Genomic DNA, 14,263 nt, shown 5'->3' on the forward strand with positions numbered 1-14,263 from the left:
GGGTTTGCTTTTACGAAATTTCGATTCGTTTAGGTGGCTTTTGCTTTGCTTCTTCGCGTTTAGGAAGAGTAATGCTTAAGATACCTTCTTCGTAATTTGCTTTCACATGATCTGATTCTACAGTGTCTGGAAGTGTAAAGGTTCTTTTAAAAGAAGAATATCCAAATTCTCTACGCGTGTAGTTATCAGAGTTTTCTTCATTTTTAGTTTCAACTTCAGACGATATCGACAAAATTTTATTATCCAAATCAATATTAAAATCAGATTTTTTCATGCCTGGAATAGCAAGTTCTAATATGTATTCATCAGGATTTTCCTTAATGTTAACTGCAGGTAACGTAATACCTGTATTAAAATTTGAAAGAAAACCTGTTCCTAGTCCATTTTCAAAAAAGTTATCAACCCAAGATGACAAACTTTTCTGACTTGATAATTCATTGCCATTAATAGGCGATTTCATTAAAGTACTCATTGTAAATCAATTTTAAGTTAAACATTTATTTAGATAGTATAATACAAATTAAATACCAGACTAGTTTTTGCAGCAAATACTGACATTTTTTCAAGGTTAAAAGTCAAACTGACATATTTATATATGTTATACTCCCTTCAAAATGAATGATATAAATGTTAAAAAGTGTTAAATTACTACTTTGTATTGCATAGTACTGTAACATTTTTGAAATATTGTCGTCTATCTAGTATAAACAATCAATTAAAAATCGAACAATCATGAGAACATTAAACAGCAATCAGTTAACAAGTACTAGAACAGAAACAAAAACATTTACTTGGAATCAAAAAAGACGTTATAGATAATTACTATAACCATTCATCATCAATCAAAAACAATCTGCCATGAAAGTATTAACCAGAATAGTCAACACGTCGCACACGGTTAACGACGATTTAAATACCGTAAAGTAATTACATATTAATTAGTTTTAAATTAGCAAGAGCACCTAAGTATATTATAATCTTAAGTGCTTTTTTGCGTTTTAAATAGTGGTATCATTATTGAGAGTTAACAATGAATCCTAAAAACTATTCTCATGAAAAACTCTAGACACTCCATGCCTCAAGTGAATGCTGGATCTATGGCAGACATTGCTTTTTTACTTCTCATTTTCTTTTTGGTAACCGCAATGATTCCTAAAGACAAAGGTATTAACAGAAAATTACCAGAACCCTGTCCTCAAGGAGAAATTTGTGATATTCAAATTAATAAACGAAACATGTTAGAAGTTAGTGTTAATTCTAAAAATGAACTGTTCGTTGAAAATAACGTGATTGGGATTGAAGAATTAAAAGCAATAACTAAAGCGTTTCTGGATAATAATGGAGATAAATCTTGTGATTATTGCAAAGGTGTAAGCTTAGAAACATCTTCTGATCATCCTGAAAAAGCTGTTATTTCATTAAAAAATGATAAAGGAACTTCATACGAGTTTTATATAGAAATTCAAGATGAACTCACAAAAGCATATTCTGAATTAAGAGCTGATTATGCAAAAACAGTATTTGATAAATCGGTAAACGAATTAACAAAAGAGGAATTAACAGAAGTACGAAACGCTTATCCTTTTATAGTATCTGAAGCTGAATTGAAATAGATTATTCTTGTACACTATCCCTCAGTTTTTCAACTCTATAACTGATGTTAACTTTACGTCTGCCCCATTTTTTAGCAGCTTTGACATCAGTTCCCATATAAATATCAATTTTATTTTTCCAGCGATAATGCATTTTATCTTTTACAAGATATGTGCCTTCCAACCCTTCAACCTTCACTAAAGTATTGTGTTTTAATCCCAACGATAACAGGTCTCTGGACACTGCAATATAGCATAGATTTGGCTTTAAACTATCTCCAAAAGCAGTTATAAACGGGTTATCATTAGTTTGATATGCTAAAGAATTATATGCTGTTGCAGTCACTTTAATAGTTTTCCACTCATAGTTATTTTGACTGTTTTGTTTGCAATTGCTACTAAAAAGACAAACAAAAACACACATCGCCAACCTATTTAAACCATTAGAAATCATATTTAAATATAAGATTTTGATTCCATATGATACTGAGTTGATAGTTTTCGTAATTTCACATTTTCAAATCAATCTAAATTTATGAAATTTATTTACGCTTCTTTATTTTTAATTATGATGCTAACATCTTCTTGTAAAAACAACGCTAAATCTTCGGTTAATTCTGATGTTACTGAAGATGCCACTGCACTTATTGAAAAAGCACAGGCCATTCACAAAAGAGTGATTACTTTAGATACACATTGTGATATTGATGTAAAAAATTTTACAGATTCTGTAAACTACACACAAAATTTAGATTCTCAGGTTAACTTACCTAAAATGGAAGCTGGTGGATTGGATGTCGCTTGGTTTGTTGTGTATACAGGACAAGACACCTTATCTGATGAAGGTTATCAAAACGCCTATATAAACGCAATCTCTAAGTTTGATGCTATTCACAAACTTGTTGAAGATATTGCTCCTGATCGTATTGAATTAGCGTTAAATTCTGATGATGTGAGACGGATTTCAAAATCTGGTAAAAAAGTTGCTATGATTGGGATTGAAAATGGTTATCCTGTTGGAAAAGACCTTTCTAATGTTGAAAAATTTTACAAGCTTGGAGCACGATACATGTCTTTGGCTCATAATGGTCATAGTCAGTTGTGTGATAGCAATACAGGAGAAAAAGATGAGGTGTGGTTGCATAACGGTTTGAGTGATCTTGGTAAGGATGTCATTAGAGAAATGAATCGCTTAGGAATGATGATAGATATATCTCATCCTTCTAAAGAAGCCATTAAACAGATGTTTGAATTGAGTAAAGCTCCTATTATAGCGTCACATTCTTCAGCTAGAACATTGTGTGATCACAGTAGAAATCTTGATGATGAGCAACTCATGCTGTTAAAAGAAAATGGAGGTGTTGTTCAAACTGTTGCATTTCAAACGTACACCAATACAGAAAAGAATAACGCCAGAAATAAAGCGATTAAATCCATTCGAAAAGATATTGCGCAATCATTAGGAACAACCTGGTATGAATGGAGTGAAACCAAAACCTTATCTAAAGAGGAAAAGGATGCTTTTTTAAATCTAAGAGCAAAAATTATTCGTTTAGCTGATGAGAAAGCAGATACAATGGATGACTTTCCGCCTAAAGTGAATGTATCCGATTTTGTAGACCATATTGACTATTTGGTAGAAAAAATAGGACTTGAGCATGTTGGAATTAGTAGTGATTTTGATGGAGGTGGTGGCGTTGAAGGTTGGAGTGATGCCTCTGAAACCTTTAATGTAACTCTAGAATTAGTAAAACGTGGTTATACAGAAACTCAAATTGAAAAACTATGGAGTGGTAATTTATTGAGAGTTTTGGACGAGGTTGAAGCTGTGGCTAAATCAATGTGATTTTGAATAGCGGACTAATTCAATTACAATATTAATTACTGAAACGACCAATAAAGCCATCAAAATAGAATTTAATACCAAAGCAATGACCTTTTGTTTAGACTTGGGTTCATTTTTGGTTTTTAATGCAAAAACAAAACCCATTATGGTCATAAAGAAAATTAGCAAAACTATAATTCCACTTGTAATTGAATAAAAGTTAATTCCAATAATTTCAGAGTTTGCCAAAGATTTTAAAATAATAAACATGGCAATCAGAACAATCGTTGTAATTGCAGATTTAAGTGCTTTTATTGTATTATGGTTACTCATAATGTTGACATTAATACGCTAATAAATCTTTTAAAGCTTCTTCAAAACGTCCTTTAGCCATATATTGATCTTCTAATTGATTGATAAACGGAATAGGAGTTTCTAAACTAGCAACACGCTTTACTGGAGCGTCTAAATCTTCAAAACAGTTTTCCATAATTAGTGCAGAAATATCACTAGCAATGCCACCAAATAATGAGTCTTCTTGTAAAATTATTGCTTTACCTGTCTTTCTTACCGAATTATAAATAGTTTCGGCATCAAGAGGCTGTAGTGTTCTTAAGTCAATTACATCTGCTTCAATATCAGTGTTATTATCTAATGTTTCTAAAGCCCAGTGTACTCCAGCTCCATAGGAAATGACAGTCACATCTTTTCCTTCTTTTAAAACAGATGCTTTACCAAATGGTAACGTGTAATACTCTGTTGGCACATCTTGACGAATACTTCGATATAATGCTTTGTGTTCAAAGAACAATACAGGATTTGGATCGTTAATTGCTGTTGCTAACAAGCCTTTAGCATCATAAGGAAATGCAGGATATACAACTTTTAAACCTGGTGTTTTTGTAAACCAAGCTTCATTAGTTTGAGAGTGAAATGGTCCAGCAGCAACACCACCACCACAAGGCATTCTTAACACGACATCTGCTTGCTGGTTCCAGCGGTAATATGATTTTGCTAAATAATTTACTACAGGATTAAACCCAGAAGTCACAAAATCTGCAAACTGCATTTCAACTACAGATTTGATTCCAGCAATCGACAATCCCATTGCTGCTTCAACAATAGCAGATTCACAAATTGGTGTATTTCTAACTCGATCTTTTCCAAATGCTTTTACAAAACCATCAGTAATTTTAAAAACGCCACCATATTCGGCAATATCCTGACCCATGATAACAAGGTCTTTATGTTGTTCCATTGATTGTTTTAATCCTTCTGAAATTGCATCAATCAAGCGAAGTTCTGCTGTACTAGATTTTGGAATAACATCTTTATATTCAAAAGGTTTATACACATCATTTAACTCTGAAGTTAAATCAGCTGTTATTGGAGCTTCATCAAAAGCTATTTGTAAATTTTCATTAATTTCATGAACAATTCCTTCCTTTATAGCCACCTCTTGCTTTTCAGTTAAAATCTTTTCATTCTTCAAAAATTCTTGGAAGTTTTCAACGGGATCTTTTTTAGCCCATTCCTGCATTAATTCTTTAGGAACATATTTGGTGCCACTAGCTTCTTCATGACCACGCATTCTAAACGTTTTAAACTCCACGAGAATAGGTCTCGGACGCTTACGAATACTTTGTACAAGTTTTTTAATTTTAGTATAAACTTCTACCACATTGTTTCCATCGAGCACAAAAGCTTCCATACCATATCCTTTTCCTCGATCTGCAATGTCTTTACAACGATACTGCTCACTGGTTGGAGTTGACAATCCGTAGCCGTTATTTTCAACACAAAACAAGACTGGCAACTGCCATACAGAAGCCACATTTAACGCCTCATGAAAATCACCTTCACTTGTACCTCCTTCTCCAGTAAATACAGCTGTTACTTCATTTTTATTTTTTAACAAACTGGCTAATGCTATCCCATCTGCAACACCCAGTTGCGGACCAAGGTGAGATATCATTCCTACAATATTAAATTCTTGTGTGCCAAAATGAAAAGAACGATCACGACCTTTCGTAAATCCGTTTGCTTTACCTTGCCATTGGCTAAATAATCTATGTAAAGGAATGTCTCTTGATGTAAATACACCTAAATTTCTATGCATTGGTAAGATGTATTCTTCACGGTTCAAAGCCATAGTAACACCAACAGAAATAGCCTCCTGGCCAATACCAGAAAACCATTTTGAGATTTTTCCTTGACGTAATAGAATGAGCATCTTCTCTTCTATTAGTCTGGGCTTAAGCATGTTTTTATAAAGCTTTAAAAGTGTTCGGTCGTCTAAATTTTTTTTATCAAAATTTATTGTACTCCTTGTGGAAGTCAGCATAGCAATTCGTATTGTGTTTATAAATCAAAAGTAATTAAAAATTGGTTGAAATGCCTCTAAACCGTATTTTTTTTAAGCGCACAAATACTATATGAATTTAGCGATGTTTTCGTTATTTTTGTAGTATTGCAGTAATAACATAATATTTATAATGATGGATAAAATACCCAGTGTTAACCTTGAAGATTTTATTTCAGGCGACCCAAATAGAAAACAGAAGTTTATTGATGAAATTGGAAAAGCATATGAAGACATTGGCTTTGTTGCTTTGAAAGGTCATTTTTTAGATGATGCTTTAGTTGATAAATTATATGGAGAAGTAAAAAACTTTTTTAGTTTACCAGTTGAAACCAAGCGCAAATATGAAATTGAAGGTATTGCTGGACAGCGTGGCTATATTTCTTTTGGGAAAGAAAGCGCTAAAGGTAAAAAGGAAGGGGATTTAAAAGAGTTCTGGCATTTTGGACAATACGTTGAAGATGATCCTGAGCGCGCAAAAGAATATCCTGAAAATGTTAAAGTTGAAGAATTGCCAGAATTTAATAATGTTGGAAAAGAAGCTTACGGCATGCTTGAAAAAACAGCAAAGTATGTTCTAAGAGCATTGGCTTTGCATCTCGATTTGGAAGAAACGTATTTTGATAACTACATTCATAACGGTAATTCTATATTAAGACCAATTCACTATCCACCAATTACTTCAGAACCTGAAAATGCTGTGCGTGCAGCAGCTCATGGAGATATTAATTTAATTACCTTATTGATGGGAGCTCAAGGTCGTGGATTGCAAGTTCAAAACCATAAAGGCGAATGGATTGACGCTATAGCTGAGCCAGATGAATTAATGATTAATGTTGGAGATATGCTCTCTAGGCATACTAATAATAAATTAAAATCGACCATACATCGTGTGGTAAATCCTCCAAGAGAACTTTGGGGAACATCGCGCTATTCTATTCCGTTTTTCATGCATCCTATAAGCGAAATGAAATTAAATGTCTTGGAGAGTTGTATTGATGACGAGCATCCAAAACAATTTGAGGATATAACCGCTGGAGAATTTTTAAATGAACGTTTAGTCGAACTCGGATTAAAAAAATAAAATGCAGTGTTGCGTATTTTCAGTTTGAATAAAAAAACTGCATACTGAAAGTTAATTACTGATAACTAAAAATGGATTTAAAAGATCAATTAAAAAACCTGTTTCCAGAACATATTCCTGAGGAAGTTTCCGAAGAAAAAGAAACTAACGATAAAGATATATGGTTGCAAGATGATCCTATTATTTGTAAATATGAAAAGCGAAAAGGCAAGCCTATAACGATACTTGAAGGTTATACAGGAGCTGATGAAGACTTTAAAATTCTTGCTAAAGAACTTAAGCAAAAACTAAGTGTTGGTGGTAGTTTTAAAAATGATAAAATTATTATTCAAGGTGATTACAGAGATAAAATCATGCAAATTCTAAAAGACAAAGGTTTTGCTGTCAAACGCGTTGGTGGATAATTATGAGTAAAACACTTCATATAACAAATGGTAATTCATTAACAGAAATCCTTAACAATGAGTTAGAAATAAAAGGAGATATTTTAACTTGGCAGGAAATGTTATGTGAAGGTCCAACAATATCTCATATCGATTCTGATACTTTTATAGAAATAAGACAACAGTTTCTTAGTGAGTACTATAACATAGAAATTGATAAAGTTGAACTTAAAAAGGAATTAGACAAATTAAATTCTATTGAAAACTACGATAAGATAATTTTATGGTTTGAATACGATTTGTTTTGCCATATTAATCTTCTTGGTGTGATGAGTCTACTTCATCAAAAAGAGATTAGGCTTCCACTCTATTTGGTGTGTAGCGGACGAATAGAAGGCGAAAAAAACCTTAAAGGATTATCTGAGCTTTCTCCAGAACAACTTCTTAAACATTATGATGAACGTGTTGAGTTGACAGATGAAGACAAAGATTTGGCGATTACATTATGGCGAACTTACTGTGGTAAAGATCATAATTTATTTAAACGATATATCGTAAAAGAGTCTTCATTTAAATACCTTAGTAATTGTTTAAAGGCACATTTAAGACGCTTTCCAGACGCTAAAAGTGGCTTGAGTGTTTTAGAAAAAAACACTTTGGAAATTGTAAGAGATAATGACATAAAGTCTAAGCATCATTTATTAGGTTATATCTTAAATTATCAAGGCTTTTATGGTTTTGGTGATTTACAGTTAGAACGAATGATTCATAAATTATCATTGTTTTTTGATGAAAATGAACATGCATTAACACTTAACAGGAAAGGTCATGAAGCTTTAGTGAAAATTCATAATTTTTCTTCAGAAATCAATAATAATATGACTTATGGCGGATTGAATCGATTAGATTACCAATTTAATAAAGACGAAAACAAACTTGTAAAAACAAATATTAATGTCCATTAAAAATTCTGAATTAATACTTAATCCTGATGGTAGTGTTTATCATCTCAATCTTAAACCTGAAAATATTTCTGACACCATCATTTTTGTTGGAGATCAAGATCGCGTTGAAAAAATAACAAAGCATTTTGACAGCATAGAGTTTAGCACTCAAAAACGGGAGTTTAAAACCCAAACAGGTTATTATAAAGGCAAGCGCATCACTGTAATTTCTACAGGTATTGGACCTGATAATATTGATATTGTTTTAAATGAACTGGATGCATTAGTGAATATCAATCTAGAAACACGACAACCAAAATCCGATTTAACACGTTTAAATATTATTAGAATAGGCACTTCAGGATCACTTCAAAAAGACATACCTGTGGATGCCTTTGTGATGAGTACTCATGGATTAGACATTAACGGTATGCTTCATTTCTATCAGATAGACGACATTAGTAATCCAGATATTGAAAATGCGTTCATAGCACATACAAATTGGGATAAAAATAAAGCAAGACCAATTGTTATAAATAACAGTGCAGATTTAGAAAAACACTTTGATAGCGACCAGGTTTTTAAAGGCATGACAGGTACTGCTGGTGGTTTTTATGGTCCTCAAGGTAGAGTTCTAAGATTGCCACTTCAGGATCCAACGCTCAATTCTAAACTCGATAATTTTTCTTATAAAGAATTTAGAATCACGAATTTCGAGATGGAAACTTCAGTAATCTATGGCTTGTCAAAACTTTTAGGTCATGAAGCTTTATCGTTAAATGCTATCATTGCTAATCGTCCAAATGGAGATTTCAGTAAGGATCCTAAACAAACCGTTGAAAATCTAATAACTTACGCTTTAGAGCGTATTACAAACCTATAATCAATTAGTAATTTAAAGCTTTACAACTTCATTTCCAGAACAGTAATATGAAACGAATAAATTTAGGTGGTGTTCCAGAACATTTTAATCTGGCTTGGTATTTAGCTCTAAAAAATGGAGAATTTAAGGATGAAGGAATTAACCTTAGATGGAAAGATTATTTTGGTGGTACAGGAGCTATGAATAAAGGTTTGCGTGAAGGAGAAATTGATATGGCAGTTATTCTTACCGAAGGTATCATTAAGGATATTATTGAAGGTAATCCGAGTAAAATAGTACAGACTTTTGTTCAATCTCCTTTAATTTGGGGCATTCATGTTGCTAAAAATTCTAACTATAAAACCATAAATGATTTAAGAGGAACAAAAGCTGCTATAAGCAGATATGGATCAGGTTCACACTTAATGGCTTATATAAATGCTGAAAACAATAACTGGAATCTTGAAAAAGATTTAAATTTTAAGGTTATTAAAAACCTTGATGGTGCTGTTGAAGGGCTAACTGATGGTGTGGCAGATTACTTTATGTGGGAGAAATTCACCACCAAACCTATTGTTGATGAAGGTGTTTTTAGACGTATTGCAGATTGTCCAACACCTTGGCCATGTTTTGTTATTGCCGTAAACAATGATTTTTATAAAACTAACAAAAAAGATGTTGAAACCATTTTAAATATTATAAACAATATCACCAGAAAATTTAAATCCATTCCTAATATCGATGTTACCATAGCAAACAGGTACAATCAAAAATTAGAAGATGTACAGGAATGGTTATCATTAACAGAATGGTCACAAAGTGTAATAGATGAATCCACAATTATGACCATTCAAAAGAAACTTTTAGATTTAGATATTATCCCTAAAACAATAGCCTACTCTGAATTAATTCATGATTTAAAATAGATATTCAGGTAGGAATTTTGCTTAGATTACTGTTATATTAGTGAAAAATGGTCTCAAAATGTCTAATAACATTAACAAAACATTAATGTTTTTTATCATAAGTTTCTATTTTTCAAAATTTTAGTTACATTTGTTATATCCCTATAGCGCTATTAACTTATCAAACTTGAAGAATATGATAATGATTATTACTCTAACTCTATGTTCCTTAGTTGCATTAAATTTCCTACTACTTATATTTAGTTGTAACAAGACAACAAAGAAAAATTCTATTGAAAATCCTAGCGTTTTAAATACTCCCAAGGTTTCTATTCCTACGAAGCAAATTACCAGAACTCAGACGCAATTAGCACCTACAGGAAGCTAGTTTTACATATTTAGAGTAACACATTTAACTACCATTCTATCGGTTTAGATCCGTTTTCAGCCAAGTACATATTAGTTTTACTAAAATGCTTATTTCCAAACCAGTACCCTCTGTTAGCACTCAAGGGAGAAGGATGACCTGAAGATAATAATTGATGTTTATGAGCGTCAATAAGTTTTGCTTTTTGTTTAGCAAATCCTCCCCAAAGTAAAAAGACAACATTACTTTTCTTATTACTAATAGACCGTATAACCGCATCTGTAAAATTTTCCCAGCCTTTTTTTTGATGACTTCCGGCTTGATGAGCTCTAACTGTTAGTGTCGCATTTAAAAGTAAGACTCCTTGTTTAGCCCATCGTTCAAGATTACCAGATTTTGGATAAGGTATTTTTAAATCTGTTTCAATTTCTTTAAAAATGTTCATTAATGAAGGAGGATGTGAAATCCCGTCATTAACCGAAAAACTTAGTCCGTTAGCCTGGCCAACACCATGATAAGGATCCTGACCGATTATAACAACTTTTACATCGTTAAAATGACAATATTCAAAAGCAGAAAAAATCTGTTTTCCTGGAGGATAACAGGTATGAGTTTTATATTCAGACTTTATAAAATCTGTTAAAGCTCTAAAATAAGGTCTATTAAATTCGTCAACTAGTATATTTTTCCAGCTTTCGTGTATGTTTACATTCATTTTGTCTAAAAAAAAATCTTATTATCTAAAATATGAATAATGTCATAAAATTGTATAAACAAATATAGTATATTCGTTTTCGTAAAACCTGAAATCATGGAAAAAGCGATTATAGAAAGAGTGCAAAATATCTTAAATAAGCCTTTACAGGATATAAAGACTATAGAGAAAATTTCTCATGATGATTTTTTTAAGAATTATTTAAAAAAGAACACTCCAGTCAAAATCACTCAAATGATGGATAGCTGGAAAGCCAGAGAGATTTGGTCTTTAGATTACTTTGAAAAAATTGGAAAAGATAAAGAAACCTTTATGTATAAAGGTAATATCAGGCAAAATGATACCAATTGGCAATTTGGTGCTTTTCAGGATTATTTAAATGAAATCAGAAACTCTGATACGGACACGTATTTAGGCAATATGCCTATTGCAAAAATGTTTCCTGAGCTTTTAGAACATGTCGACTTTTCACTTATTTCAAAAAACACAGTGAGAAACTCAACATCTTTATGGATTGGACCTCCTGGAACTTTAACAGGCTGGCACACAGATCGTCTAGCTAATAATATTTTAGCTTTAATTGAAGGTCGAAAATTAGTGTTTTTGGTAAGTCCGAAAGACTCTGATTCTATGTATCCAAGTGATAAATATGAACCTGGTTCACGTTTAAGTGATGTAAACATGGAAAATTTTAACGACTCTAAACATTCTTTATTTAAAGACCTAAATGTGCAATACACAATCATCAATCCAGGTGAAATGCTGTTTATTCCTCAAACCTGGTGGCATTGTGTTTATGGTTTAGATATTTCTATTAGTTCGAATAATTTTGCTTTTACTCCAATTGATAATTTCAAAATGAAAACTACTGAACTGATTAAACGTAAGCTACATAGTGTTGGGTTATTTGGCTCTAAAGATTGTGTTTGCCATTATGTTAATGAGGAAGGTAAACGTGTAAAACGATAATTAATCGAAGCTTATACATTTCATTTTATTACTAATTCATTAATAAGTACCTTTGCAACTTTACCGGTTTTAGGGATAACAATTAATGATTAGCATTCACGACAAAACGTTACAAGACATAGAATTTTACACGGTTTTAAAACAAGTGTCGGAATTGTGTGTCACAGATTTAGGAAGAATTGAAACACTAAAAGTAAAACCCTACTCTTCTAAAGAACAGGTGTTACAATCGTTACAATTTACTAACGAATATGTGTCTTCATTCTATAATGATAATCGCATTCCAAATCATGGTTTTGAACCTATAACAAAAGAACTCAAACTTTTAAAGATTGAAAATTCTTATTTAGAAACTAAGAGTTTTCAAAAAATTGCTTCCATAACGATTACTGTGACCAATATTCTCAAGTTTCTGAAAAAATTTGAGGAGTATTATCCATCATTGTACACATCTGTATCAACCATTGAAATAGTAAGTCATCTCGTTTCAGAAATTGATACAATTATTGATCGTTTTGGTGACGTAAAAGACAATGCTACAGATGCGTTATTCCAACTTAGACAATCTATAAATTTAATCAGAGGTAAAATCAATCAAAGTTTTACTTCAGCTTTAAATACATATCATAACTTAGATTATTTGGATGACATTCGAGAATCTGTAGTTGAAAACAAGCGTGTACTTGCCGTAAAAGCGATGTACAGACGCAAAGTTAAAGGTAGTATTATGGGAAGTAGTAAAACAGGAAGTATCGTGTACATACAGCCTGAAACTACATTTCAACATGCCAGAGAACTCAACAATCTTGAGTTTGAAGAACAAGAGGAAGTCGATAAGATTTTGCGTAATCTCACAGAATACGTAAGGCCTTATGCTTTAGTTCTAGAAAATTATCAGAATTTCTTGAGCTCATTAGATGTTATTTATGCTAAAGCAAAATATGCACAATCTATTAATGCCATCCTTCCTGAAATTAATGAAAATAAGGTTTATGAAGTTAAAGATGCTTATCATCCGTTACTTTATTTATCGAATAAAAATGAAGGCAAGACAACTTATCCTCAGTCTATAGTGCTTCATCCTGAAAATAGAATTATAGTCATTTCTGGTCCCAATGCTGGAGGAAAAAGTATCACCTTAAAAACCATAGGATTACTTCAGATGATGATTCAATGCGGATTATTGATTCCTGTTCACGAAAAGAGTACAATTTGTCTGTTTGACAGAATCATTAGTGATATAGGAGATAACCAATCTATAGAAAATCATTTAAGCACCTATAGTTACCGGTTAAAGCAGATGAATTACTTTTTAAAAAAATGTAATAAGAATACTCTGTTTTTAATTGATGAGTTTGGTACTGGAAGTGATCCAGAACTTGGAGGAGCTCTAGCTGAAACGTTTCTTGAAGAATTTTATCATCGAGAAGCTTACGGAATCATTACAACGCACTACTCCAATCTGAAAGTGTTAGCTAACGAATTGCCATACATGCAGAACGCTAATATGATGTTTGATGAAAAAACCTTAGAACCTATATTTAAATTGGCTTTAGGACAAGCAGGAAGTTCATTTACATTTGAAGTTGCTCAAAAAAACGGCATCCCTTACAGTTTGATTAATCGTGCTAAAAAGAAAATTGAACGTGGTAAGGTAAGATTTGATGCTACTATTGCTAAGCTTCAGAAAGAGCGTAGTAAACTTGAAAAAACAGAACGTTCATTAAAGGAAAATGAAAAGAAAAAGCAATCTGAAGCCGATAAGCTTGAAGAGGTAAATGCTAAGGTTCAGAAGAAATTAGAAAGCTTTCAGGAGTTGTACGATAGTAACCAACGCTTAATTTATCTCGGACAAAAATTTAATGATATTTCTGAAAAATACTTCGATAATCAGAAAAAACGTGAATTAATGGCTGAACTTTTTAAACTCGTTCAAATCGAAAACTCTAAACGAAAAAAAGTATCTGCAAAGCAAAAGCGTGCTGAAAAAGCGAAAGAGAGACAAGTCAAGCAGGAAGCTGAAAAGAAAGTTGCGGTTATTAGAAAAAAGAAAAAAGCTGTAAAAGATAAAACCCCTAAAGTTGAAAAACCTAAACCAGTTTTAAAAATAGGTGATCGCGTTCGTATGTTTGACGGCAAAGCTATTGGTTCGATTGACACCATTGAAAAAGGAAAAGCCATAGTAAACTATGGCTTTTTTACGACTAATGTTAACTTAGAGTTGTTAGAATTGGTTGAGGCTAAAAAGTAGCACT

General features: G+C 32.2%; 14 protein-coding genes. 9 read left to right on the forward strand and 5 right to left on the reverse strand.

Annotated elements, in window-relative coordinates:
• Positions 1-10 precede the first annotated feature (10 nt).
• Complete coding sequence (locus tag ACRHNM_RS04880; protein WP_431134264.1) at positions 11-472, reverse strand: Hsp20/alpha crystallin family protein; 462 nt, start codon at positions 470-472, stop codon at positions 11-13.
• A gap of 580 nt (positions 473-1,052) precedes the next feature.
• Between ACRHNM_RS04880 and ACRHNM_RS04885 the strand changes: the two genes are divergently transcribed.
• Positions 1,053-1,613 carry an ExbD/TolR family protein gene (locus tag ACRHNM_RS04885; protein ID WP_431134266.1) on the forward strand — a complete coding sequence of 187 codons (561 nt, stop codon included), beginning with the start codon at positions 1,053-1,055 and terminating at the stop codon, positions 1,611-1,613.
• A gap of 1 nt (position 1,614) precedes the next feature.
• On the opposite strand, the gene ACRHNM_RS04890 is transcribed toward ACRHNM_RS04885, so the two are convergent.
• The gene (locus ACRHNM_RS04890) at positions 1,615-2,016 is read right to left on the reverse strand and encodes a 3D domain-containing protein (protein WP_431134268.1); all 402 of its coding nucleotides are present in this window, start codon (positions 2,014-2,016) and stop codon (positions 1,615-1,617) included.
• A gap of 111 nt (positions 2,017-2,127) precedes the next feature.
• Between ACRHNM_RS04890 and ACRHNM_RS04895 the strand changes: the two genes are divergently transcribed.
• Entirely contained in the window at positions 2,128-3,438 is a 1,311-nt protein-coding gene (locus tag ACRHNM_RS04895) for a dipeptidase (RefSeq protein WP_431134270.1), read from the forward strand.
• Here the strand turns inward: ACRHNM_RS04895 and ACRHNM_RS04900 are convergent.
• On the reverse strand, positions 3,430-3,750 hold the full coding sequence (locus ACRHNM_RS04900) for a hypothetical protein (protein WP_431134272.1): 321 nt from the start codon (positions 3,748-3,750) through the stop codon (positions 3,430-3,432). The two genes, ACRHNM_RS04895 and ACRHNM_RS04900, sit on opposite strands and share 9 nt — an antisense overlap.
• A gap of 10 nt (positions 3,751-3,760) precedes the next feature.
• Positions 3,761-5,761, reverse strand: coding sequence for an alpha-ketoacid dehydrogenase subunit alpha/beta (locus tag ACRHNM_RS04905; RefSeq protein WP_431134274.1), 2,001 nt, complete (start codon positions 5,759-5,761; stop codon positions 3,761-3,763).
• 154 nt (positions 5,762-5,915) lie between these two features.
• Here ACRHNM_RS04905 and ACRHNM_RS04910 point away from each other — a divergent pair, with 154 nt between their 5' ends.
• The 5 genes from ACRHNM_RS04910 (at position 5,916) to ACRHNM_RS04930 (ending at position 9,978) form a co-directional block, all read left to right on the forward strand.
• Entirely contained in the window at positions 5,916-6,863 is a 948-nt protein-coding gene (locus ACRHNM_RS04910) for an isopenicillin N synthase family dioxygenase (RefSeq protein ID WP_431134946.1), read from the forward strand.
• 71 nt (positions 6,864-6,934) lie between these two features.
• On the forward strand, positions 6,935-7,267 hold the full coding sequence (locus ACRHNM_RS04915; RefSeq protein ID WP_431134276.1) for a translation initiation factor: 333 nt from the start codon (positions 6,935-6,937) through the stop codon (positions 7,265-7,267).
• 2 nt (positions 7,268-7,269) lie between these two features.
• Positions 7,270-8,211 carry a DUF1835 domain-containing protein gene (locus tag ACRHNM_RS04920; RefSeq protein WP_431134277.1) on the forward strand — a complete coding sequence of 314 codons (942 nt, stop codon included), beginning with the start codon at positions 7,270-7,272 and terminating at the stop codon, positions 8,209-8,211.
• On the forward strand, positions 8,201-9,073 hold the full coding sequence (locus tag ACRHNM_RS04925; RefSeq protein WP_431134279.1) for a nucleoside phosphorylase: 873 nt from the start codon (positions 8,201-8,203) through the stop codon (positions 9,071-9,073). The genes ACRHNM_RS04920 and ACRHNM_RS04925 overlap by 11 nt, the downstream gene beginning before the upstream one ends.
• A 47-nt stretch (positions 9,074-9,120) precedes the next feature.
• Positions 9,121-9,978 carry a substrate-binding domain-containing protein gene (locus ACRHNM_RS04930; RefSeq protein ID WP_431134281.1) on the forward strand — a complete coding sequence of 286 codons (858 nt, stop codon included), beginning with the start codon at positions 9,121-9,123 and terminating at the stop codon, positions 9,976-9,978.
• Between the two features lie 395 nt (positions 9,979-10,373).
• On the opposite strand, the gene ACRHNM_RS04935 is transcribed toward ACRHNM_RS04930, so the two are convergent.
• Positions 10,374-11,039, reverse strand: coding sequence for a uracil-DNA glycosylase (locus tag ACRHNM_RS04935; protein WP_431134283.1), 666 nt, complete (start codon positions 11,037-11,039; stop codon positions 10,374-10,376).
• Between the two features lie 96 nt (positions 11,040-11,135).
• Here ACRHNM_RS04935 and ACRHNM_RS04940 point away from each other — a divergent pair, with 96 nt between their 5' ends.
• Positions 11,136-12,008, forward strand: coding sequence for a cupin-like domain-containing protein (locus ACRHNM_RS04940; protein ID WP_431134285.1), 873 nt, complete (start codon positions 11,136-11,138; stop codon positions 12,006-12,008).
• 85 nt (positions 12,009-12,093) lie between these two features.
• Positions 12,094-14,259 (forward strand): endonuclease MutS2, encoded by a 2,166-nt coding sequence (locus ACRHNM_RS04945; protein ID WP_431134287.1) that lies wholly within the window; start codon positions 12,094-12,096, stop codon positions 14,257-14,259.
• The last annotated feature ends 4 nt before the right edge of the window (positions 14,260-14,263 follow it).

It is taken from the genome of Psychroserpens mesophilus, assembly GCF_050617655.1.
GTDB lineage: Bacteria > Bacteroidota > Bacteroidia > Flavobacteriales > Flavobacteriaceae > Psychroserpens > Psychroserpens mesophilus_A.